The organism is Salegentibacter flavus, from assembly GCF_900115145.1.
Classification (GTDB): Bacteria; Bacteroidota; Bacteroidia; order Flavobacteriales; family Flavobacteriaceae; genus Salegentibacter; species Salegentibacter flavus.
In genome coordinates this window covers 425,698-449,050 of the sequence record NZ_FOVL01000001.1, presented here as the reverse complement: position 1 = coordinate 449,050, position 23,353 = coordinate 425,698, and the positions used below count along the sequence as shown (strand labels likewise).

The 23,353-nt window shown below is 41.1% G+C and carries 23 protein-coding genes, 1 tRNA gene and 1 pseudogene; 8 read left to right on the top strand and 17 right to left on the bottom strand.

Annotation, left to right across the window (positions count from 1 at the left end):
• Positions 1 to 546, top strand: a 546-nt coding sequence (locus BM266_RS17005; RefSeq protein WP_394333114.1) for a relaxase/mobilization nuclease domain-containing protein, incomplete at its 5' end; no start/stop codon positions are given.
• 17 nt (positions 547 to 563) lie between these two features.
• A complete protein-coding gene (locus tag BM266_RS02195) occupies positions 564 to 965 on the top strand; it encodes a DUF6730 family protein (RefSeq protein WP_093405267.1) in 402 nt (133 codons plus the stop codon).
• A gap of 148 nt (positions 966 to 1,113) precedes the next feature.
• Here BM266_RS02195 and BM266_RS02190 read toward each other — a convergent pair whose 3' ends face one another.
• The 6 genes from BM266_RS02190 to BM266_RS02165 all read right to left on the bottom strand — a co-directional run bounded on the left by BM266_RS02190 (position 1,114) and on the right by BM266_RS02165 (position 6,433).
• Positions 1,114 to 2,097 carry an aldo/keto reductase gene (locus BM266_RS02190; protein ID WP_093405264.1) on the bottom strand — a complete coding sequence of 328 codons (984 nt, stop codon included), beginning with the start codon at positions 2,095 to 2,097 and terminating at the stop codon, positions 1,114 to 1,116.
• Between the two features lie 89 nt (positions 2,098 to 2,186).
• Positions 2,187 to 3,308, bottom strand: coding sequence for a cupin domain-containing protein (locus tag BM266_RS17305; RefSeq protein WP_093405262.1), 1,122 nt, complete (start codon positions 3,306 to 3,308; stop codon positions 2,187 to 2,189).
• Between the two features lie 39 nt (positions 3,309 to 3,347).
• Positions 3,348 to 3,956, bottom strand: a complete 609-nt coding sequence (locus tag BM266_RS02180; protein ID WP_093405259.1) for a flavodoxin family protein — start codon at positions 3,954 to 3,956, stop codon at positions 3,348 to 3,350.
• Positions 3,957 to 3,996: 40 nt separating this feature from the next.
• The gene (locus tag BM266_RS02175; RefSeq protein WP_245760365.1) at positions 3,997 to 4,446 is read right to left on the bottom strand and encodes a putative quinol monooxygenase; all 450 of its coding nucleotides are present in this window, start codon (positions 4,444 to 4,446) and stop codon (positions 3,997 to 3,999) included.
• A complete protein-coding gene (locus tag BM266_RS02170; protein ID WP_093405257.1) occupies positions 4,436 to 5,287 on the bottom strand; it encodes a DUF4440 domain-containing protein in 852 nt (283 codons plus the stop codon). Before BM266_RS02170 ends, BM266_RS02175 begins: the two co-directional genes overlap by 11 nt.
• A gap of 27 nt (positions 5,288 to 5,314) precedes the next feature.
• Positions 5,315 to 6,433, bottom strand: coding sequence for an alpha/beta hydrolase (locus BM266_RS02165; RefSeq protein WP_093405254.1), 1,119 nt, complete (start codon positions 6,431 to 6,433; stop codon positions 5,315 to 5,317).
• A 195-nt stretch (positions 6,434 to 6,628) separates the two neighbouring features.
• On the opposite strand from BM266_RS02165, the gene BM266_RS02160 reads away from it, so the two are divergent.
• The 3 genes from BM266_RS02160 (at position 6,629) to BM266_RS02150 (ending at position 8,691) form a co-directional block, all read left to right on the top strand.
• Positions 6,629 to 7,522, top strand: coding sequence for an AraC family transcriptional regulator (locus BM266_RS02160; protein WP_093405252.1), 894 nt, complete (start codon positions 6,629 to 6,631; stop codon positions 7,520 to 7,522).
• A 160-nt stretch (positions 7,523 to 7,682) separates the two neighbouring features.
• A complete protein-coding gene (locus BM266_RS02155; RefSeq protein ID WP_081209147.1) occupies positions 7,683 to 8,138 on the top strand; it encodes a helix-turn-helix domain-containing protein in 456 nt (151 codons plus the stop codon).
• Positions 8,128 to 8,691 (top strand): PIN domain-containing protein, encoded by a 564-nt coding sequence (locus BM266_RS02150; protein WP_081209145.1) that lies wholly within the window; start codon positions 8,128 to 8,130, stop codon positions 8,689 to 8,691. The genes BM266_RS02155 and BM266_RS02150 overlap by 11 nt, the downstream gene beginning before the upstream one ends.
• A 199-nt stretch (positions 8,692 to 8,890) precedes the next feature.
• Here BM266_RS02150 and BM266_RS02145 read toward each other — a convergent pair.
• A pseudogene (locus BM266_RS02145) lies at positions 8,891 to 9,262 on the bottom strand (HAD family hydrolase); the annotation flags it as partial.
• 213 nt (positions 9,263 to 9,475) lie between these two features.
• A tRNA-Leu gene (locus BM266_RS02140) sits at positions 9,476 to 9,557 on the bottom strand.
• 139 nt (positions 9,558 to 9,696) lie between these two features.
• On the opposite strand from BM266_RS02140, the gene BM266_RS02135 reads away from it, so the two are divergent.
• Both BM266_RS02135 and BM266_RS02125 read left to right on the top strand, forming a co-directional pair.
• Positions 9,697 to 11,091 (top strand): dipeptidase, encoded by a 1,395-nt coding sequence (locus BM266_RS02135; protein ID WP_093405246.1) that lies wholly within the window; start codon positions 9,697 to 9,699, stop codon positions 11,089 to 11,091.
• Between the two features lie 353 nt (positions 11,092 to 11,444).
• Positions 11,445 to 13,523, top strand: a complete 2,079-nt coding sequence (locus tag BM266_RS02125) for a dipeptidyl-peptidase 3 family protein (protein ID WP_093405241.1) — start codon at positions 11,445 to 11,447, stop codon at positions 13,521 to 13,523.
• Positions 13,524 to 13,576: 53 nt separating this feature from the next.
• On the opposite strand, the gene BM266_RS02120 is transcribed toward BM266_RS02125, so the two are convergent.
• The 9 genes from BM266_RS02120 to ruvC all read right to left on the bottom strand — a co-directional run bounded on the left by BM266_RS02120 (position 13,577) and on the right by ruvC (position 22,108).
• On the bottom strand, positions 13,577 to 14,155 hold the full coding sequence (locus tag BM266_RS02120; RefSeq protein WP_093405238.1) for a PhnA domain-containing protein: 579 nt from the start codon (positions 14,153 to 14,155) through the stop codon (positions 13,577 to 13,579).
• A gap of 30 nt (positions 14,156 to 14,185) precedes the next feature.
• Positions 14,186 to 15,922 (bottom strand): DUF885 domain-containing protein, encoded by a 1,737-nt coding sequence (locus tag BM266_RS02115; protein ID WP_093405236.1) that lies wholly within the window; start codon positions 15,920 to 15,922, stop codon positions 14,186 to 14,188.
• A 47-nt stretch (positions 15,923 to 15,969) separates the two neighbouring features.
• Positions 15,970 to 16,977 carry a metal-dependent hydrolase gene (locus tag BM266_RS02110; protein WP_093405233.1) on the bottom strand — a complete coding sequence of 336 codons (1,008 nt, stop codon included), beginning with the start codon at positions 16,975 to 16,977 and terminating at the stop codon, positions 15,970 to 15,972.
• A 100-nt stretch (positions 16,978 to 17,077) separates the two neighbouring features.
• Positions 17,078 to 18,856 carry a MutS-related protein gene (locus tag BM266_RS02105; protein WP_093405232.1) on the bottom strand — a complete coding sequence of 593 codons (1,779 nt, stop codon included), beginning with the start codon at positions 18,854 to 18,856 and terminating at the stop codon, positions 17,078 to 17,080.
• Positions 18,853 to 19,215, bottom strand: a complete 363-nt coding sequence (locus tag BM266_RS02100) for an MmcQ/YjbR family DNA-binding protein (RefSeq protein WP_093405325.1) — start codon at positions 19,213 to 19,215, stop codon at positions 18,853 to 18,855. The genes BM266_RS02105 and BM266_RS02100 overlap by 4 nt, the downstream gene beginning before the upstream one ends.
• 35 nt (positions 19,216 to 19,250) lie before the next feature.
• Positions 19,251 to 19,601 (bottom strand): DUF4260 domain-containing protein, encoded by a 351-nt coding sequence (locus BM266_RS02095; RefSeq protein ID WP_093405229.1) that lies wholly within the window; start codon positions 19,599 to 19,601, stop codon positions 19,251 to 19,253.
• A 5-nt stretch (positions 19,602 to 19,606) separates the two neighbouring features.
• The gene (locus tag BM266_RS02090; RefSeq protein WP_093405227.1) at positions 19,607 to 20,350 is read right to left on the bottom strand and encodes a cyclase family protein; all 744 of its coding nucleotides are present in this window, start codon (positions 20,348 to 20,350) and stop codon (positions 19,607 to 19,609) included.
• Between the two features lie 53 nt (positions 20,351 to 20,403).
• Positions 20,404 to 21,531: a radical SAM family heme chaperone HemW gene (gene hemW, locus BM266_RS02085; protein WP_093405224.1), complete on the bottom strand. Its 1,128-nt coding sequence runs from the start codon at positions 21,529 to 21,531 to the stop codon at positions 20,404 to 20,406.
• 25 nt (positions 21,532 to 21,556) lie between these two features.
• Entirely contained in the window at positions 21,557 to 22,108 is a 552-nt protein-coding gene (ruvC, locus tag BM266_RS02080) for a crossover junction endodeoxyribonuclease RuvC (RefSeq protein ID WP_093405221.1), read from the bottom strand.
• Between the two features lie 79 nt (positions 22,109 to 22,187).
• Here ruvC and BM266_RS02075 point away from each other — a divergent pair, with 79 nt between their 5' ends.
• The gene (locus BM266_RS02075) at positions 22,188 to 23,345 is read left to right on the top strand and encodes a glycosyltransferase family 2 protein (protein WP_093405219.1); all 1,158 of its coding nucleotides are present in this window, start codon (positions 22,188 to 22,190) and stop codon (positions 23,343 to 23,345) included.
• Positions 23,346 to 23,353 lie beyond the last annotated feature (8 nt).

Here is a 23,353-nt window from a genome sequence, read left to right as displayed (position 1 = left end):
ACCCACATTCATATCTATACCAATAGAATTGGCTTTGATGGTAAGGCCTACAATGACAGTTTTATTGGAAAGCGCAGTCAAATAGCCGCAGATAATGTCGCAAAAGAATTAGGTCTTACCCGTGTTAAGGAAGTACAGAAGGAAAAACTTAATGAATTAAAAGGCTTTAGGCAGGAAATAAAGGATATTCATAATCGGGTATTGCAAACAAAACCAAAGTCCCTGGATGATTATATGAATAAGATGAAAGCCCATCAGGTGGAGGTGATTCCAACAATCAATAAAGCCAATAAGCTTCAGGGGTTTCGTATGGAATATAGAGGTGTAAATCTTAAGGCAAGTGAAATCGACCGTTCCATGAGTGGTAATAAATTAATTGCGGTAATCTCACAAAACAAGAGTTTTACAAGATTAAAGGAAGCGCCAAAAAATCTTTTGGTTTTAAACAAAACGGTGCAATTAAGCAGCAACCTTGCCTCCAAAATAACCAAAGACATTATAAAAGGAGCTTTAAAAAAAGTAATGGATACAGGAATAGGAATGTGATTATAAAAGTTTGAAGGATGAAAAAATTAGATGAAATTATGGAACTGATGGCCGATGAGATGGCTGATTTTAAATCCTCCCTGGAGAGCCTTGAAGATTTATCTAATAAATTGCACAAAACCAGTGTGCCGCTGAGTACGGAGGTCTTGGAAAAACATTTGAATTCCTTTCTTAAGATCCAAAAGCAAAAAGAAAATGCGAGAACTGGAAATCTGGAACTAATACTTTCAAAGCTGGAAAGGGCATATATCCTTCCTAAGAGCCTGGCAAGATTACTTCTCAGTATTCTATTGGCCCTACTAATATCATTTAGTTATCTCACCTATAAGTTGATTGAAAGCCAAAATGAAAACAGGGAATTAAATAAGCTGCTAAGTAAGGAGATTTCAATTCATAAAGGGAATAATACTCCAGAATGAAAAGTAGGTTGCGCCCTATGCTGTTTTTACTTTACACTTAACTTTCCGTACGCTATAAAAACAGCATAGGATCCGGCGCAGGTAAGTTATGGTAGATTTGGGGGCTGAAAAAAACTTCAAGACAACAATTTGAGAAATGTTAAGCTGACTAATTATCTTTTTGGTGGAGCTTCCACGCCCATACCATCCAACACCGGCTGTGCATTTTGGGCATCTTCAATTTCAATTTCTGAAAGATCTGAAATTCTTTTAATTCTTCCGAAGAGAATGAAATATCATTTGCCCTTATGTTTTCTCTAAGGTGTACTGAATTTGATGTTCCCGGAATAGGTGCTATCCAGGGTTTCTGAGCTTGGAGCCAGACCAGGGTTATTTGCGAAGGAGTAGCATTTTTACGCAAGCCCCATTCCTCGATATAGTAAAGCATTTCCAGGTTGTGAGGTATATTTTCCGGAGTTATTCTAGGTAAAATGGCTCTAAAGTCACCTTCAGAGAATCGGGTATTTTCATTGATCGCATCAGCAAAGAAACCATAGCCTAAAGGACACCAGGGGACAAAACCAATTCCCAGTTCTTCGCACAGAGGCAAAACTTCGGCCTCCGGATTACGGGTCCAGGGGGAATATTCATTCTGAATAGCAGCTAATGGTTCTACCGCGTGTGCCCTGCGAACCGTATTTAAACCGGGCTCCGAAAGCCCCCAGTGCAGGACTTTTCCTTCTTTCATTAAATCCTGAACAGTTCCTGCAACATCTTCAATGGGTACATTGGGATCTACACGATGTTGGTACAGCAAATCTATATAATCTGTATTCAACCTTTTCAACATTCCCTCCACAGCTCTACGAATAGTTTTGGGATTACTGTCTATTCCCCCTCTTTCGCCGGTGTCGGGATCTACATCAAAACCAAATTTAGTGGCAAGCACCACTTCTTTTCTAAAAGGTGCTATGGCTTCACCTACCTGCTTTTCGTTAATATGAGGCCCATATACTTCCGCGGTGTCGAAGAATGTCACTCCGTGGTCATAGGCCTCGCGATAAAGCTTATTTACCTTTTTTTGATCTCTTGGACCCCCAGCATAAAACCCAACTACCGAAAGTCCGCCAAGACCTTGAGCAGAAACCTCCATGGAACCTAGTTTGCGTTTCTCCTTAGAGCCCGCGCCCGCGCCGGTTTGCTTATTGTCTTTCCCTTATTTACATTATCACAATATTTTATCTACTCAGCATACTGGGAGTCTGATACTTCATCTTCCCATTCCGTTGGGCCATCAACTCTACTGGTAATGGCTATTTGCACAAATTCCTCATTCGGACCTGCACCGTGCCAGTGAGGCGTATCCGCAGGGCATTTTGCCACATCTCCTTTTTTCATTATTATTTTTGGACTCCCTATTTCCTGGTAGTAGCCTTCACCTGAAAGCGCAAGTATAATCTGCCCGTTAGGATGCCGGTGCCAAAAAGTTCTGGCTCCGGGTTCAAAGGTTACCACACCTACTGAATTTTTGTTTACCTCATCTGCAGTAACTAAAAAGTTAACCCAGGCATTACCTGTAAAGGCAGGATTTTCAATTTTTTTTCCTCGTGGATATATTTTTTCACTGTCATCATATTTGGATTCGGTTCCGGCAGGTTCTCCGGAGATTAGTGCTGCCACTATTTCCCTACTCTCCAGTCCAGTTTCCTTATCAATTTCGGTTTCAATAAGATCCACAATCTGGAGTATTTGTGGTTCAGTCACTCCATGTCTCATACTGATTTTAATATGACCTGTGGCCATAGGTGCAGCACCCCCCATACCTAAAAGGGCAGCCACCGTAGCGATTTCCCGCTCCTTATAACTCAATACCCCTCGTTTAAAAATATCTGCAAACAGGTGTTCTTTTAAAAACACTTCGATAATGGGAACCGTTTTAGCATAACCAGCTTTTGGGCGGTCTTCTACTCCGGTTAGATCGACCAGGACTTCTTTTCCTATTTCATATTTATCTCCGCCTTTTAAATCTTTTGGTTCTTCTCCTATTTCGTCTCTAATTCCCTTTTCCTTTCTATCGTTCAATACATCGGTTAGCGTATTGATGGCCATAAGACTTCTGGGAAAACCGGTATATGCATAAAGATGAACAAGTTCCTCTTTTATTTTATTAATGCTAAGTCCATTTTCCAAACCTTCGTTCAAGGCATCTTCTAAAGTTTCAAGATCTCCTGTAGCTGTAGCAGCAGAAATTCTGGCAATACTATATTCAGTAGGACTTAACTTTTCATTTTCCGATTGTGCTGAAATAGTGAAAGGCACTACTATCAACAAACAAAAAAGTATACTTCTAAAATTATAGCTCATTTTTTTAATTTTAAGATTCAATAGTTATCAGGACAGATTTTATAGTAGTCCAATTTTTTGCAGCCAGGTATCAAGCTGATCTGAAACTTCTTCTTCACGTTCTCCCTTAATGGCTAAGAATACCCCTCTTTTTTCATAGCCTCCTTCTACCGAAAAACCTTCAAGAATATCACTTTCAGGACATAGCTCTCGCAATTGCTCAAAACCCCGGCCTACTCCAAATCCGGCATTGGTGTTAAATGGAATTATGGTTTTTCTACTCATATCATTTTGAGTTAAAAAGGATTTCATTGGTGGTGGCATTTGCATATCCCAGGTAGGAAAGCCTATAAAGATCGTATCATAACTTTCAAGATCTTCTATTTCTGTTTTTAATGGAGGCAGGTATCCTTCTTCATTCTCACGATCTACCTGGTCCACGATTTTTTGATAATCCTCGGGATAGGGGTTTTCTTTTATAAGGACTATCAGTTCTCCACCCACCTTATGCTGTATTAGCTCGGCTACCACTTTTGTATTATTGGTTCGAGACAGGTATACAATAAGGGTTTTCTCTGAACCTACAGATATTTTCTTCTGAGAATTAGCACAATTCATTTCCACTGCAAAAAGTAGGAATGATAATATGACAACTAAACTCTTGTTCATTAACTTCAATATTTAATTGAGATTAAAATTTGAATTAATCTTAATCTTTAATTTTATTAAAAATTAGAGGCATTGTTTCTTTATCTAAAGCTTTCATATCAATTAATTCGAGGGTCTCAATCATACTTCTCGTTTTTTCTTTATAAGATTTAAAATGGGGTGTTTCTAAATGTGATTGATAAGCCTTTTTATTAGCGTAGATTTCCAGTAACCTTATCTCATTAGGATTTTCTTTTTGATACATTGGATAAATACATATTACTCCCGGTTCCAATTTAATTGAAGCTTCTGCCTCTTCGTTAAGAATAGCAATGTATTCATCCCTATGGTTAGCATATACTTTAATTTTAGCCATCCTTATAATCATTTCATCGACTTCAACATCCTGGTTCTCATTTTTTTCCTGGCCATAAGAACTAATACAGAATATTGCTAAAAATAATATCAACACTACTTTAGGGAGTTTCATCCCTGCTTTTTTAATCTTCATTAGGACTAGAAAGTTGTTTTACAAAAGAAAGGTTTGCTAATTTCCATTCATTCCCTTCTTTTACATAAACCTCGGTCGCTATAAAAGGATTAGTTACTTCATTTCCACCTACCACTGCCAATAGGGTGATTCGGCTTGAAACAATAGCAGTATTACCTATAATATCTGCAGACACTTCGTGAATATCTGCTTTCTTATAGTGTATACCTCCGCTACGAATAACCTCAACCTCACGGTCTTTTCCCCAGCTTCCGCCCATATGAACAAACTGGGATTTCTCGTGAAATAAGTCTTCAAGTTTATCGGCATCCTTATCGGCCATCCATTCCCATTTCTTTTTGGAAACCTCTATCATATCTTCCTCTGTATCTTTATTAGACAATTCCGGAGCCTTAATAGCATTATAGGTTTCCGCAGTAATGGTATCTGTCCATTTGGTAGGTGCATTTCCACTTATCGCGATATAAGTAACCGGGGTTTTAGGGGTAGCAGCGTGCCAGTGTTCCACTTCTGGATCACATTTAATCACATCTCCTTTTTTTACTACCTGAACTTCCTTTCCTTTTTGCTGGTAATAACCAACTCCGTCTGTGATGTATAATTGTTGACCTTTTGGGTGAAGGTGCCAGTTCAGTTTTGAACCGGCTGCCATTGTTGCCTGTACTACATTAAAATCGAAGTTTTCATCGGCATCAGCCAGGTGATTTAGCCAAACATCGCCGGTATGATAAACGTTAGGTGCTTTTTCCCCTTTCGGAAAAATTTCATTTTGAGCCATCAAGGAGTACGATGAAAGCAGCCCGATTACGGCAATTAAACAGAATTTTTTTATGAGTCTCATAATGTATTATTTAAGATTATTATGTTTTTAGTCCAAAGCTTTTTCCTGTAGCCACTCGAACAAGTGTTCAGCAACTTCTTGATTGTTTAAATCTGACATTGGGAAATGCGTATTACCTTTCATTCCGATTTCGGGTAGTGGTACCAGCGTAACATCTCCCCCGTGCTTGTTCACGATAGAAGTCCATTTTCTGGCCATAGTAAGCGCTGCCCGCCACTGTTCTTTACCCGGGTTCTGTGTTTCTTCTTCAGGGATATAATCTCCATAATAGATGATAATTGGAATTTCAGTAAGCTTTTCGAAATCAGACATAGGAACTGCCCGTGCACTGAGTTGACCGCCTAAATAAGGTATTGCTTCCGGTACTTCTCCCTCCGGAAATACAAAATTACTTCCCGGCTCATAAGATGCTATAGCTTTTATATTGTCATTTTCCAGAGCTGTGAGCCAGCCTTGCCCACCACTGTGGGAATGGGTCACCAACACGCCAGGACCGATTTTATTGAATAGAGCAGAAACCGCATCAATATTTAATTCTATATTCAAGAGCCCGGTATCGGGAGTCATTTGTCGGAAGAACTGATCTAAAGCTTCAGGATCTTTTGAGAATTGTACATCTTCATAAAATTCGGTCCCTAATCCCAATCTGAAGATACCAAACCACAACTGATCATCGGTACCTGCCGAAATGGTGGTAGGTTCAGTACTTCTTCCAGATAATCCTCTTCGGGGCTGGTCGATTAAATACACCGGAAAACGTTTCCGAAGAAAAATACTTTGGAATCCCTCCCTACCATCGGGAGTAGTTTGCCAGGTTCTCATCGATTGCCCGAATCCGTGCCAGAAAACCAGTGGTAATTCGCGGGAGTTTACCGGGTGTTGAAAAAGCACCGTGGCGTGATCCCCGTGCAGGGTTTGCCCCTGGGTACTTTGATTAGCGGGATTAAATGCTCCGTGTTCCACCGGGTCAAAAGTACCAGGACTCTTTTTTACTGTACCTCCAACGGTGAAACTTCCTTGTTTTTCAATAATTAATTCATCATTATGTTGAACCCCGCAGGAAAAAATTAAAAAACTTAGCAATAATAAAATCCCCTTAAAAGGAGAAGATAATGTCTTAGGTTTAATATGTGTTTTTAATATCATATTACTAAATTTTTGAATTGAACATATACCTAAATAAAGATAAATATTCATTTCTATACAAAGATCGAATAATAAACAGCCACACTTTGTATACAGAATACTGCTATCCTTACCATTTTTACTGATTAGACCTGGTCTTCTAATTTACTAATAATCTGATTGGTATATTTGTATGGAAATTTCAGATACTGTAATATGAAGGATTTAGTTAAGGTAGATAGCATCTCCCAGTACAATGAACTTAAGGCGATACCCACCAGGCATCCCTTAATTACTGCTTTTGACAGTTCCACAGCGAAACCTTTACATAGTGGCAATTTCAGTTTCGGCTTTTATGCCATATTCCTTAAAGGTGTAAACTGCGGGCAGCTCCAATACGGGCGTAATAATTATGATTATGAAGAAGGTACCCTGGTATTTATGGGTCCCGGTCAGGTGGTGGGAATAAAAAGCCAAAAAGATTACAATCCAAAAGGCTTTGCCTTACTATTTGATCCGGAATTCATCAAAGGCACTCCGCTTGCAGCAAATATCCATAGATATAACTTTTTTTCCTATGAGTTAAACGAGGCTTTGCACTTATCTAAAAAAGAACAACAAATAGTAAAGGAACTGTTTTTAAAAATAGATTACGAACTCGATCAAAATATAGACAAACACAGTAAAACGATTGTAGCCAATAATATTGAACTATTGCTGAACTATTGCGAACGTTTCTATGACAGGCAGTTTATTACCAGAGAGAACTTAAATAAGGGTATTCTCTCCAATTTTGAAAAATTATTACATGAATATTTCCATTCTGAAAATCCGAAGCAAATAGGCCTGCCTTCTGTAGCGTATTTTGCAGAGGAATTAAATCTTTCCCCAAATTATTTTGGCGATTTAATTAAAAAGGAAACCGGTAAATCGGCAATGGATCATATCCACCTTAAATTAATAGATATAGCTAAAGAAAAGATATTTGAAGCAGATAAATCTATAAGCCAGATCGCTTATGAATTGGGGTTCAAATACCCTCAGCATTTTACCCGGATGTTTAAAAAAGGGACAGGCTATACGCCTGCCCAATATCGAAATTCAAATTGATGTTTTGAGTGAGGCGAAGCGAGAGAGCCATCTCGCCAGGTCGTTCAATAATCTTAATTTGGGTAAATCCGTTTTTGGATATAGCTAATATAATTAACAATTTTTATCATTCTGTTTCGTTTATTTCGTTTAATATTGTAGAAGCAAAACAGATCAGGTTATGGAAACTTTTAAAAATATTAATCGTCCTTCAAAAGATGAGCAAAAAATTGCTATTGAGTCATATGATGCTTTAGCATCTGTAATCCGGCAGTTAAAATCGGAAAATCCTGAAATTGAAATTGAAGAAACCCAGGAAAGGATCAAAATTCCATTAAAAGCTTTAAAATTATTGGGAGAAGTTCTGAAGGCAATGAGTGAAGGTAAACCTTTTTCGATAGTGCCGATGGCTACAGAAGTTACTACGCAAAAAGCGGCGGAGATTTTGGGTTGTTCAAGACCTCATTTCGTGAAATTGCTCGAAGAAGGTAAAATTGAATTTACCAAGGTTGGTAAACATAGACGTGTTAGGTTTGAAGATGTTATGAAATACAAAAGAAAGATGAAGAAGGACCAGAAGCAACATCTAATTGATATAATGAAGTCTGATGAAGAATTAGGTCTGTATGATTCATAGTGTAAGGTTTAAATGTGTTCTGGACACAAACGTCATTTATCCAATTGAAATTAGAGATTTGCTTTTCTGGTTTGCTTATTATGATTTGTATACCCCGAAATGGAGCGAACATATATTCGATGAGTGGAAAGATGTAATGAAAAGAAAGGGAGTAGAAGAATCAGTTGCCAGCAAAAGAGCTGAGAAAGCAAATTTAGCCTTTCCAGATGCCATGGTTAATAATTACTCAGCCTTAATACCTAATCTCACACTACCAGATCCTAAAGATTGTCATGTTTTAGCTGCAGGAATAAAAACCAATGCTAACGTAATAGTAACTAATAATATAAAGGATTTTCCAAAAGAATATCTTGCTTCATTTGGTCTTTCGGCTAAAACTGCAGATGATTTTTTAACCGATATAATCGATTTAAATCCGGAACAAGCAGTTGAGGCTTTTAAAGAAATGGTGCTAAACAGAAGAAACCCTGATCTGAATGAGTTTGAAGTTTTAGATATTTTACGGAACAGAGGTTTAAAGGATACTGCAGATTTTTTACACTCTCAGTTATAATTCATTGGACTTCCGGTAACCAAAAGGTGTTATCCTTACGCAGCCCGATACCCCCATTTGAATAATCCTTATTTAAGAAAATTAGAAAAAACTTAAATAAGGTTAGTATGTAATAAAAATTTAAGACAAAAACTTAATTAACGAATCTTCTAATTAAAATTTCTATCCACTATTATAGCTATCCAAAAAAGATCCTTTCCTAAATTACGAAAAAGCTAAGTTTTGTAAATTTGGATTCCAGGCGGATGGAGCTGATAATAGATTCAGATTTTCTACTCAATCCAATAGCATATGGAAGTGTTTCCGGCTTATCGGCCATCAATGCAATATCGATCGCTTCCAAGGCAATGGCTATTGCCGGCTCATCGTTTCCCCCATCCCCAACCATGGCTACTTTAGATTCTTTTTCTTTTAATTTTTTAATCCCTTCTACCTTTTCTTCAGACAACAAACTTCCCCAGGCAACGGTCAACCCTATTTCTTCTGTCACCGATTCGGCTACATTCTGATTATCTCCAGTAAGCATAATCATTCGTTTAAGTCCGATTTCTTTTAATTTTAAAAGGGCTTCTTTGGCAGCATCGTTCGAATTCCCTTTCTTTTTTGGACCGCAATTAGCTCGTGCTCAGGAAGACCACCGTCGACCGCATTTCATTCTGCTACTTTTGATGGATGTTAAAAAAGGTTAAAAAGAATTTAATGTAAGGCGTTTTAATAAAATGTGTTACCCCGGTGTTACCCAAACAAAAAAGCCGACTCCTAAAAGTCGGCTTTTCCCTTGCTGTGCGGGCGGAGAGACTCGAACTCTCACACCTCGCGGCACTAGATCCTAAGTCTAGCGTGTCTACCAATTCCACCACGCCCGCATTTTCAGTTTACAACACTTAGGACTCGTTGTAAAAGCACTTACTTGTCGTAAGCGGATGCAAATATACATAAATGTTTCAATTCTCAAATAGTCCGCAAAAAAATTTTTTACCTTTATCTCACTTAAAAATTTATACAATGAATAACATCAAATCATATGTAGAAAACAATAGAGATCGTTTTCTAAGCGAACTCATTGATCTTCTGAAAATTCCATCGGTAAGCGCCGATTCCAAGCACAAACCCGATATGCTAAAAACAGCTGAAGCGGTGAAGAAAAATCTTTTGGAAGCCGGTTGTGATTCCGCAGAAATCTGTGAGACTCCCGGTCATCCTGTTGTCTATGGCGAGAAGATAATCGATAAAAACCTGCCCACCGTGCTGGTTTACGGACATTATGATGTACAACCGCCTGATCCCTTAGACCTTTGGAATTCCCCGCCATTTGACCCGGTAATCAAGGAAACCGAAATCCATCCCGAGGGAGCGATTTTTGCCCGCGGTGCCTGTGATGATAAGGGACAGATGTACATGCATGTGAAGGCCCTGGAATATATGACCAAAAATGATGCGTTGCCCTGCAACGTGAAATTCATGATTGAAGGCGAAGAAGAAGTGGGTAGTGAACACCTGGCTTGGTTTATCGAAAATAATAGAGAGAAACTTCAGAATGATGTGATTCTCATTAGTGACACCGGAATGATCGCCAAAGACACGCCATCTATTACTACAGGCCTGCGCGGACTCAGCTATATGGAAGTGGAAGTAACGGGGCCTAACCGCGATCTTCACAGCGGACTCTACGGTGGAGCCGTAGCCAATCCTATCAATGTACTTTCTAAGATGATCGCTTCCTTACAGGACGAGGATAACCGAATTACTATTCCCGGATTCTATGACAACGTAAAGGAATACAGCGAAGCCGAAAGAGCTAAAATGGCCGAAGCTCCCTTTGACCTCGAAGAATATAAAAAGAAACTGGACATTGCGGATGTGCAGGGAGAAAAAGGATATTCTACCCTCGAACGCGCCTCAATTCGCCCTACCCTGGACGTAAACGGGATTTGGGGAGGTTATATCGGGGAAGGTGCTAAAACCGTGTTGCCCTCTAAGGCCTATGCTAAAATTTCAATGCGTCTGGTAAGCGATCAGGACTGGGAAAATATCAGCGAATTGTTTACAAAACATTTTGAAAGCCTCGCACCAAAGTCGGTTAAGGTAAAGGTAACCACCCATCACGGAGGGCAGGCTTATGTCACCCCAATAGACACCCTGGAATATCAGGCTGCCAATGATGCTTATGCCGAAGCATTTGGAAAGGATCCTATTCCGCAGCATAGTGGAGGAAGTATTCCTATTGTTTCCCTTTTTGAAAAGGAATTGAAAAGCAAGACTATTTTAATGGGCTTTGGCTTTGATACCGATGCCATCCACTCCCCTAATGAACACTTCGGAATTTGGAATTACCTGAAGGGAATTGAAACTATTCCGTTGTTTTATAAGCATTTTACGAAGCTAAAGCAGGCCGAATAGCAGTAGTTTATACAATTCAGATTATAAATAATTTAAACCTCACAGGTCTCAGAGACCTGTGAGGTTTTTTTTATCTTTCTGAAGAATGGCTTTATTTATTAGTTCAATTATTATCAAGCCTCGTAGAGGCGGTATAAGTTTAGAAAAGTTAAAAATGAAAGAATCGAGTTCCAGCGGAACGGCACATAAAATAGCTTTTTGATTATAATTATTTCAGCAACCGCCTGTAAAATGATCGGTTTTTTAAAAAATTCCGAATATAAATGTGATCGATTCCTGTCTGTGATCAGTTTTTTAGCTGCCATTACTGAACGGAGTTTCATAACTTTGGATACATTAAGAACATAAACATTATGAGAAAAATATTTAGCATTTACCTGCTGGTACTTGTCACTGTTTTTACAGCCTGTGATGCCAGCAGACAGGGAACGGATAGTCCCGGAATAGCAACTCCCCCGGTATCTGAGACCACCATTGACACTACTGAAACCGATCATTTTGATTACCTGATAGACGAGTTTGCCGATATCAAGATCCTTCGCTATCAGATCCCGGGCTGGGAAGACCTTAGCCTAAAGGAGCAAAAACTGGTTTATTACCTGGTGGAAGCCGGACTTGCTGGCCGCGATATTATGTGGGCGCAAAATTACCGACACAACCTGAAGATCAGAAACGCGCTGGAAAACATCTATGTCAATTACCAGGGCGACAAAACTTCAGCGGATTGGAAAGAATTCGAAACCTACCTGAAACGGGTATGGTTCTCTAACGGAATTCATCACCACTACTCCAATTCCAAATTAAAACCCGGCTTCAGCAAAGATTATTTAGATACGCTTCTTGCTGATACCAATACTGAACTTAGCGGTGAAGCTTACGAGGTAATTTTTAATGATAAAGATGCCAAAAAAGTAAATCTAAACGAAGAGGAAGGCTTATTGTTAGGATCGGCTGTAAACTTCTACGGTCCCGATGTAACTGCTGAAGAAGCTCAGGCATTTTACGCCAAAGAAGAATCTCCAAATCCTGAAAAGCCACTTTCCTTCGGACTCAACTCCAGATTGGTAAAACAAAACGGAGAACTGGTAGAACAGGTTTACAAAGCAGACGGACTCTACGGTGATGCTATTACAGAGATTATCAAATGGTTGGAAAAAGCCGAAGGCGTAGCTGAAAATGAAAAACAAGCCAAAGCCTTAAGATTGCTTATCGATTATTACACCACCGGCGATTTGCAAACCTGGGATGACTATAACGTAGCCTGGGTAAAAGCCACCGAAGGAAACATTGACTATATCAACAGTTTCATAGAGGTTTATAACGACCCGATTGGATACCGCGGCTCTTACGAGAATATCGTTCAGATCAAGGACTTCGATATGTCTAAGAAGATGCAGGTTTTTGAAGACAACGTGCAGTGGTTCGAGGATAATGCTCCAATCATGGACGAGCATAAAAAAGAAGAAGTTGTAGGAGTAACCTATAAAACGGTTGTTGTTGCCGGAGAAGCCGGAGATGCTTCACCAAGCACACCCATTGGAGTTAATCTTCCAAACGCAAACTGGATTAGAAAGGCCCACGGAAGTAAATCGGTTTCTTTAGGAAATATCATTGAAGCCTACAACCAGGCCGGTGGCCCCGAAAAACTTCACGAATTTGCACACGATGAGGAAGAAGTAAGATTAGCCGAAAAATACGGTGAGCTTTCAGGAAAACTCCATACTGCATTGCACGAAGTGGTAGGTCACGCCTCAGGACAGATCAACCCCGGCGTTGGAGAAACCAAGGAAACTCTAAAAAGCTACGCATCTACTATGGAAGAAGGCCGCGCTGATCTTGTTGGCTTGTACTATCTGATGGATCCGAAACTGGAAGAATTAGGTCAAACCGATAATGCCGAAGAACTTGGAAAAGCCTCCTACGATGGCTACATCAGAAATGCTATGTTGGTACAATTGCTTAGAATTGAACCGGGAGATGATATCGAGGAATCTCATATGAGAAACAGAAAGTGGGTGAGCGCCTGGGCCATTGAAAAAGGTCAGGAAGATGGCGTTATCGAGAAAGTAACCAGAGATGGTAAAACCTATTACGACATCAAGGATTACCAGAAACTTCGTGAAATATTTGGAGACTTGCTACGTGAAACCCAGAGAATTAAATCTGAAGGAGACTACGAAGCTGCCAAAAACCTTGTAGAAAACTACGGTGTCAAAGTAGACCAGAATTTTCACCAGGAAGTAATCGAAAGAAACGAGCCTTTCAAATCGGCGCCTTACAGCGGATTTGTTAATCCGGTGCTTGTTCCTTCAATGGATGCGAACGGTGAGATCACCAAGATCGAGGTAACCCAACCTGAAAGCTTCGAAGCTCAAATGCTGGAATACGCCAGAAAATATAATTTTCTTGATGAAAATGAAGCCGCAGAGTAAACAACTTTTAGAATAAATAGAAAGAAAAGGCGCGGGAATCCGCGCCTTTTCTTTTATACCTTTTTTACGAATTTGGTAAGGATCACGATCTGTTGGCTCTCCACTTTTCCCTCGATCTGCTCGGGATTATCGTGAACCAGGGAAACCCGTCGTACTGCCGTCCCTCTTTTTGCGGTTAGACTACTGCCTTTCACATTAAGATCTTTGGTAAGCACAACAGTATCTCCTGCTTCTATAACCGCGCCATTGCTATCTCGATGCACCGCTTCAGGAGTTGCTTCCTCGTTTTTTAGTCCGCGCCGGGCATAGCTTTTCAGCTCATCATCCATATACATCATATCCAGGAGATCCTGGGGCCAGCCTTCAGCTTTAAGGTTATTCAGCATCTGCCAGGCGGTCACCTGCACAGCAGGTACTGGGCTCCACATAGCATCGTTCAGGCAGCGCCAGTGATTGGGATCGGCTTTTTCGGGATCTTCCAGTTGTTCTTTACAAACTGAACAAATCATAAAACTGCCATCTGTCTCTTCTCCCGGGAAATCCTCCAGGGTATAAAGATTTAAATTTTCTTTACTTCTGCAAAGCTCGCAGGTAGAATCGCTGCGCTGCTCTATCTCTTTTTCTAAACTCATTTTGCTTATTTGAAGCCACGAAGTTAAGCTTTAGTTTGAATTACCGCTTTCCTTAGTGTTTTTCTCAATAAAAGCATTCACCCGTTCTTCCAAAATTGGCAGCGTAACCACCCCCTGTTCCAGGATCACTTCGTGAAAGGCTCTCACATCGAAATCGGCTCCAAGAGTTTCCTCAGCTTTCTTGCGAAGCTCCCGAATCTTGATCTCGCCTATTTTATAAGACACGGCCTGTCCGGGCCAGGAGATATAACGATCTACTTCGGTGTTGATATTGTGCATAGAAAGCGCCGTATTTTTTCTGAAATACTCCACAGCCTCTTCCCTGCTCCAGCCCATCTCGTGAATTCCGGTATCGATTACGAGTCGGCAGGCGCGCCATTGCTCATAGGTGAGTTTTCCGAAGCGCTCGTAAGGGGTGCGGTAAATGCCCATTTCCCCTGCAAGGGTTTCAGAATAAAGCCCCCAGCCTTCTCCGTAAGCCGATAAATACATATTTCTGCGGAATTTAGGAATACTATCTCCCAATTCCGCATTCAGGGCATTTTGCAGGTGATGCCCGGGTACAGCCTCGTGTGCGGTAAGCGACGGTAACACATACAGTGGGCGGTTTGGTAGATTATAAGTATTCACCCAGTAATAGCCGGGTTGGGTTTCATCAGATGCGCCAATATATCTACCGGTGGTATATTTTGGAGCAATCGCATCGGGTACGGGCGCCACACCATAGGGTTTTCGCGGAAGGGTTTTGAAATAAGCCGGAAGCTTCGCGTCAATACGCTTGGAGATATCCCGGGCTTCCTTCAGGAGTTCCTCAGCGGTTTTTGCATAGAACTGCTCATCGGTTCTTAAAAAGTGTATGAAATCTTCAAAACTGTCTTCAAATTCCACTTCTTTGATGATCTCTTTCATTTCGGTATTGATACGGGCCACCTCATCCAAACCTATCTGATGCACTTCTTCCGCAGAAAGATCGAGGGTGGTATAATAATCAAGTCTGTTCTGGTAATATTCCCTGCCATTTGGGATTTCTGATACTCCAAGCCCGGTGCGGGTATTTGGCAGGTATTCGTTCTCGAAGAAATCTTTTATTTTTTTAAACTGTGGCACTACATTTTTGGAAATAGCTTCTTCCGCAGCATCTAAAACCGAATCTTTTTGTGCTTCTGAAAGGCCGCGGGGAAGGTTTTCGAAAGGTTCGAAAAAGTAGCTTTCCCGGGGAGAGTCCACAAGCTGATCGTTGTAGGTAGACTCATAACCTTCAAAGATAACACGCGGCTGAGTAATACCTCTTTCCAGACCTTTACGCAGCAAAACCAGGTGCTGATCTACATAAGCCGGAATCGCATTCAGTTTATTGAGATAAGCCTTCACCTGCGAATAATTATTGAAATCCCGAACCTGGTAGGCCAGGCTAAGGTGAAAACCGGCATCAGAGAGCAGCGGATTCAAATAGGCTTCATATTTATACTCATCAACATCCTCCTGCAATTTAAATTTCAATAATTCGAGGGAGATCTTTTCGGTTTCACTGAGGGAATCGGCATTGATCTCTTGCAACTCGGTGATTCGTTCTTCAGCAAATTCCGCCTGATTCTCATAGTTTTCTTCAGTATAAAGTCCAAGTGGAAATTCCTCCCGGTCGTAAAATTTATGCTCCTGAACCTTGTTGATAACGGTATCCAGCTTCGCCGACTCGCTTTGAGCTGAAAGCAAATTACTGAAAAGAAATACCGAAAGAAGCAGGAGATTTTTAAATCTGATTTTCATAAGTGAGTGGATTTGAGCTAAAGATAAGAAAGCTTTTCAAATCAACTTTAATTCCCGATAATTCTCTCTCCCAACTGGGCCATTAATTCCTTGGCATCACCACGGGTTTTAGGGGTTTCTTCAGCCATAATTCTACCATCCTCTTCCACCAGTTTATAATTAAAAGCGAATTCAGAATCGACTCGCGGAAAAGGATCCAGTATTCCGAAGCGAAGATCATTGAAGTATAAATCCCCTTCTTTTTCAGAAATCGTGTACCAACCTTCAGAGATCTTAATTAGTCGCTGCACATTTTTGCGTTGCCTCCACTCTCCCAGCAAATGATGCTTTTTAGGATATTCCACGAATTTTATAGGTTGAGAATCAAACAGCGAATAATCCCCGATAAGATAGGCATCCTCCACCTCCACATTGGCAGTCCATAAAATAGTATTCAGCGGGGCCGGTTTTGTTTCGATCTTTTTATAGGCAATTCCCTGCTCTGCCAGGGCATCAGTGAATTTGTTATAAGTGTATAATTTTATTCCGGGGGTGATGACCAGCAAATAAATACTGGAGATAATCAGGCCGAGATTATTATACTTTCTGCGCTTTCGGGAATCCCGTTTCTGCCGCATAGCCAGAATGAGAAACACCAAAAACGGCAAGGTGTACAGCGGATCTATCACAAAGATATTCTTATAGGCCAACCTCACTTCCAGTGGCCACAAGAGTTGCGTGCCCCAGGTTGTATGTGCATCCAACAGCGGGTGTGTTACCAGGCTCCAGAACATCAACCAGGACCAGTTTTGCCAGGTTGCAATAGATTTACGTTCAATTTTTGAAATCAGCCAACCGAAAACCGGAGCAAATAAAACCGCAAATACAATGGAGTGCGTAAAGCCGCGATGCCATTCAATGGCGGTGATGGTATCGGTAAAAGCGCCGGCAAAAGTATCGAGATCGGGAATGGTACCTGCGATTGCACCATAGAGCATCGCCTTATTTCCAACTTTCCGGCCGAGTACCGCCTCACCTACCGCGGCACCCAGAACTATTTGAGTTAATGAATCCATTTATATTTTAAAAAAATTAAAAAAACCAGAATGAGATACCGGATCATTCCGATAGCTATCGGAACGGTATGACGTTCCTTTGATACAGGGTAGTCGAGAACTAATCATCCACAATTTCCATTTTTCGAAGTAAAAACGAGGCATTCATATTCTGGCAAACTCCATCTTTAAACTTATAGTCGAAAAACAACTCATCGTTTACAATTTCAGCATCAAAATAATGATTTTTCACCTGTGGTAATTCAGCGGTGATCTCGCAGAGGCTCAGGTCGTGAGTAGCGATGATCCCGGTAGACTTTGATCTTACCAGTTTCCGTATGAATTTCTTCGAGCCGATAGCCTTATCGCTGCTGTTGGTGCCTTTCAGGATCTCATCGAGAATGATGAAATACCTGTCGGTTTTGATCTCATCTACGATGAATTTTAGTCGCTTTAATTCTGAAAAGAAATAGGATTCATCATCGCTCAGTGAATCGCTGGTGCGCATACTGGTGATGAGTTTAATCGGCGAATATCTACAGCTTTCGGCACACACGGGCAAACCGATATTACTCATCAGGATCTGAAGGGAAACTGTGCGCAAAAAGGTACTTTTCCCAGCCATATTTGCGCCGGTGATGATAAAGAATTCCTCGTTATTTATGCTGAAATCGTTAGCCACTCTTTTCTCAGGATCCAGTAAGGGGTGAGCCAGGACTGTTGCTGAAATTCGGTTTTCTTCAGCATTGATCTCCGGAAAGACATATTCCGGATGGTTAAAGGAAAAGTTCCCCAGGGAGTTCAGGGCATCGATGGTTTCTATCACCTCAAACCAGTGCGTCACATTCTGCCTGTAGGCGGATATCCATTTTTCCAGTTTATAGCTCTGGCGTAGGTCCCAAAGCAGAAATCCGTTGGCGAAGATCCCAAACAGCATATTGTTACGCTGATCCAGAGCATCAATGGCTTTGGAAAATTCCTTGAAAATGGCAGAGGCTTTCTTCTTTTCTGAACGGATAAGCTCCTTATTCTTTTGCAGAATTTCGGAAGAAAATTCTTCATTTTCCAGCAATGCCAGTAAATGGTGATATTGGTGAAAGGTATCCTGCACCTTGCTCACACTGCCTGAAAGCAAATTGATCTTTTTCAGATAGATGCCCGTATATAATAGCCCAGCAAGAAACCAAAGAAAAAGATGAATCCCTTTGAAATAATCCAGGGAATAGCCTGCGATCACAAGTAGCGAAAGCACTGAAAAAACCGTAGGCAGCCATTTCATATAAGCGGGCACAAAATTCCTATATTTTTTTAACCATTGCACTACGGTATTAGACGGAGTTTCGGTTTTAACCAGACGGGCAAGGGCAGTGAATTCCTGGCGCCATTTAGGTTTCTGCTCCAATTCTTTTATGGCCTCCTGCTTTTTCGGAATTCCCTCAATAGAATTTTCAGTAAGCATAGCCGCCAGTTTTTTGGCGCCTTCGTAAAGTGCTGTGCGATTGAGATACTGAAAGAAAGAACCTCTTCCGAAGAGATCGATATCCTGCCCAAATGCGTGCTTAGGATCTTCAAACTCAGTTCCTTCGGGAAGATCCTGGAAATCCCGGGTTTTCAGGATGTCTATCTCCAGTTCATTTAGTCTGATAAGTTCTTTTTGCTTATCGGCTTTATCCTTGAGGTCGCTGTGGCGGGAAACAAGAAACAGAAAAAGCGCGATCCCGCCAATTACCACCGGCACCAATACATTCATATTTCCGAAGAAATAATAAACCGAAAAAGTGATGATCAAAAATACCAGCAACCTCAATAGACTTGAGAAAAGAAGTTTCCGGGATAATTGGTTGAGTTGAAATTGATGAGTCTCTTTCTGATCTATATAAAATTCTAAAGCTTGTTTCATTGTAAATTTTGTAGTTCCTGCTGTAGTTTCTTTGTTAGACTCTGCACCACAAGATCATAGGAGTGATCGATGAGTTCAAGAACCAGCGTTTTTTCTAAATATCCGTCTAAGATAAGGCTATTCCAGTGTTTTTTATTCATATGATACCCGGGAAGGATGTGACTGCCGTAGGTTTCCCGTAATTCCAGGGTGTGATCGGGATCGCATTTCAGGTTGACTGTTAAGGGAACTTCATCCAATCCGGCAAGAGCAAACATCTTCCCCATTACTTTAAAAACAAGAGTATCGGGACCGAAAGGAAGTTCTTCGGTCACGCCTTTTTTGCTGAGACAATAATTTCTAAAAGTTTCTATGTCCATAAAATAATACATGTCATTTCCGCGAAGGCGGAAATCTACTTGCCAATTTCACCCAAATGGGTGAATTTAAATCCGGTTTCATACTTGAGTCCGTAGCCCAGCATTCGGTCAAATGAAGCGTGGGCAAATAAAATCACGCCTATTAATTGAAAAATTTGGTTCTCCAGACTGAAGCCTAAAAGCCAAATTAAAATGGCGAGCCCCTTGTGGTGAAACAGATTGTATAACAGTGCACCAGATTTATTTCCGAAGAGATAGCCCAGCATTCCAAGATCTGGAACGAGAAATAGCACCAAAAACCACCACCAGGCAAAATCGAGTAAACTAAAGGCCAATATTCCAAGAAGTAACATCGCGAGTTCTTCGAGTTTTAAGGTTAGTTTCATTATTACTATATTTTATATAAAACAGGTTTGGAAGGTGCAGCATCATTTTCAAAAGAGGCGATCTGCAGATTTAAAAGATAATTCCCATCGCCTATAGAATTCGGCACATACACCAGTTCGGTAATTGTAGCATCGAAACGGGTATTTTTAGGGTAATTCCAAAAGGCTTTATGCGCCAGCAACTTGCCTCCGTCCTTTTCCTTATCAACCGAGGGCAGATCTATAAGCAAATGCTGTACTCCGCAATTACGGAGGTAAATTGCGCCATCTTCAGTTAAATATGGCCAATTGGTATTGGAATATTTGCGGCTACGTTTTTCGATATAATTGGGTGAAGTTCGTATTACCAGGGCTTCAGCTTCATCTTTCTGAAAATGCTTTCGGAGAATTTCTTCGGTTATCACAAAGTCTTCCAACCAACTTTCCGGTTCTACCGAAATAAGTTTCGCCGTAAAAAAAAAGTTCTTTAAAGTCTGATTTATACTGTGAAATTCCAGCGAGATATGTCCCACACACTCAGTATGTGTCCCGTGGGCGTGCGGATTGAATTTCACGTTATTAAAATTCACGGCAGCGCCTTCAGAAACCTTCCCGATAAAATCGCCGTCTTTCACCGGCTCTATGACCGGAGCTCCAAGGTACCAGGCCACGGGATTTTTTGCATCTCCCCGTAAACTCAAAGAAATATCAAGGGCTTTGGAAAGATCTATGTGATAAGTTTTGTCTTTATGAATGATGTTCGCCAGCATCTGGTAAAATTACGAAAAGGCGAAGAAACAATTTTAAGAATATGTGTAGGCTTTTAATCCAGGTAGAAAAGATCGGCGGCAATGCCGTCACTCAGGAATTTCCCTTTAGCGGTGATATGGAAAACGCCATCTCGTTCTTCCAGAAGTTGTTTTTGCTTATGGGGGGCTGCATATTTTAAAAAATGCTGTTTATAGTCAGTTCCAAATTTTTCTTCTACTTCCGAAAGGGAAACGCCGAATTTAGTACGAAGGCGGGTCATCACATATTCGTTGTACTTATCGGCGGTGGAGAGTTCTTCGGTTTGCTGCGGAAGCTGATCTTTCTCCATCGCCTTAATGTAAAGGCTATTGTTGTTCACATTCCATTTCCTCACATTTCCATCGTAGGAATGTGCCGAAGGTCCAATGCCCAGATAAGGTTTACCCAGCCAGTAGGCAGTGTTGTTTTGTGAAAAATAGCCCGGTTTTTCGAAATTAGAAAATTCGTAATGTTCAAATCCGTTTTTGGTGAGGGTTTCCACCAGTATCTCAAAATGTCGCCGGGCGGCTTCATCATCAACCGGTTTAATCTTGCCTTTTTCGATAAATTTCTGAAGGGCGGTATTGGGTTCTACGGTAAGGGCGTAACTTGAAATATGAGGCACGCCAAGCTCCAGGGCAATCTTTAAGTTTTCCTTCCAGCGCTCATCGCTCATCCCGGGCACCCCGTAAATTAGGTCGATGGAAATATTATCAAAATACCTTTTCGCCAGCTGAATGCTTTCCCGGGCTTCTCCTGCATTATGCGCGCGGTTCATCAATTTCAGGTCTTCTTCAAAAAATGACTGTACGCCAATGCTTAGCCGATTGATCTTTGAAGCGGCCAGCATTTTTATCTTTTCTTCGGAAAGATCATCAGGATTGGCCTCAAGGGTGATCTCGGGATTTTCTGCAATGTTGTAATTCGAATAAATTGTTTCAAAAATGCTTTCGAGGTTTTGTGAAGACAGCAAACTGGGCGTTCCCCCGCCAAAATAGATGGTTTGGTATTCTGCCCCCGGTAGTTCATCCTTCCGAAGTTCCAGTTCCCGACAAAGCATCTCCACTACCCGACCTTTCTTTTTTAGGGAAGTCGAAAAATGGAAATCGCAGTAATGACAAGCCTGTTTGCAGAAAGGAATGTGGATATAAATGGCAGACATTTTATCTATTTTGAAGATTTGAAACCTACTTAATTTTATTCGGATTTTGTTTCACAAACGCATCCCAACCGCTGTAGCTTTTACCGATCTCGGTGCGGCCTGAATTATAGAAATGACAAACTGCCGCAGCAAGCCCATCGGTTGAGTCGAGATTTTTGGGTAAAGATTTCAAGTTAAGCAGACTTTGCAGCATCCTGGCCACCTGTTCCTTGCTGGCGTTACCATTCCCGGTGATGGCCATCTTTATTTTCTTCGGAAGGTATTCGGTGATGGGGATTTGACGTGAGAGTCCGGCGGCCATTGCCACCCCCTGAGCCCGCCCCAATTTCAGCATAGACTGTACATTTTTCCCAAAAAAAGGAGCTTCAATGGCAATCTCGTCAGGATTATAGGTGTCGATGAGTTCTATGGTGCGCTCAAAAATGAGCTTTAATTTGATATACGGATCGGAATATTTACTGAGTTGCAGTTCGTTGAGTTGCAGGAACTCCATCTTTTTATTTTCCACCTTTATGAGTCCGAAGCCCATAATCGTGGTTCCGGGGTCGATACCTAATATGATCCTTTCTCTTTTCAAAATCGCAGTTGGGGGTTAAAGCCGTCAAAAATTACGTAATTTCGGGCAACCAGGCAAAGCTAAGGAATTCTAAGGCCCAATGATAATTTTCGTATTCATAAGTATCGCTTACCTCATACTGATGATCTCCCTGATCTATGGCTGGCAGCAAATCCCTGAATTTTCATCTAATTTTTCCACTGCGGAAACCGGGTTTTCGATCATTATCCCATTCAGAAACGAGGGTGAAAATTTACCCGTTTTACTAAAATCCCTGGCAGAACTGCAATACCCCGCCGATAAATTTGAAATTTCACTGATTAATGATGCTTCGGAAGATGATTCAGTAGAAATTTGCAAAAATTTTCAGCAGAATTACCCGGAGTTTTCCATAAAAATTCTGGAAAATAACCGCCAATCGAATTCTCCTAAAAAAGATGCGATTACCACAGCAATTGAGAAAGCTGAATTCAAATACATCCTCACCACCGATGCCGATTGCCGGGTGCCAAAATTATGGCTGCAGACTTTAAATGATTTTATTAAAAATACACAGGCTGCATTAGTAGCAGGACCGGTTTCCCTCATTCCTCCCAGCCCCCCTATAACTCCCCCCGAAGAGGGGAGAAATGTGAAGCCTTTCCGGGCTTTTGAGGAGCTGGATGTTTTAAGTCTCCAGGCTGCAGGAGCGGGCGCTTTTGGAATCGAACAGGCTTTTATGTGTAACGGAGCGAATTTGTGTTATAGAAAAGATGCGTTTCTGGAAGCAGGTGGTTTCAGCGGCAATAATGAAATCGCCAGCGGGGATGATGTGTTTTTGCTTCAGAAATTTCAGCAGAAAAAATACAAGGTAAATTTTCTAAAGAGTCAGGAGGCCACTGTGCAGACCCAATCCCAGAAGAGTTTTCGTGCATTGATCTCTCAGCGGATTCGCTGGGCAGCAAAGGCACCGGCTTATAAAAGTCTGTTCTCTAAATTTGCGGGAGCCATTGTGTTGTTAATGAACGTCGGACTCCTGGTGGGAGCGGTTCTGGCCTTGATGGAAATCTGGCCTTACTACCCGGTTTTGATCATTTTTCTTCTTAAATTTAATGTTGACTTTGCGCTGTTATATCTTTCAGCAAAATTCTTTAAGCGGGAAGAGGTACTGCGCAGTTTTTTTTGGAGCAGTCTGGCCTATCCTTTTTTCTCGACCTATGTCGCACTGAAATCGCTGGTTTCGGGATATGAATGGAAAGGAAGGAAATTCAGAAGTTAGAAGGACCG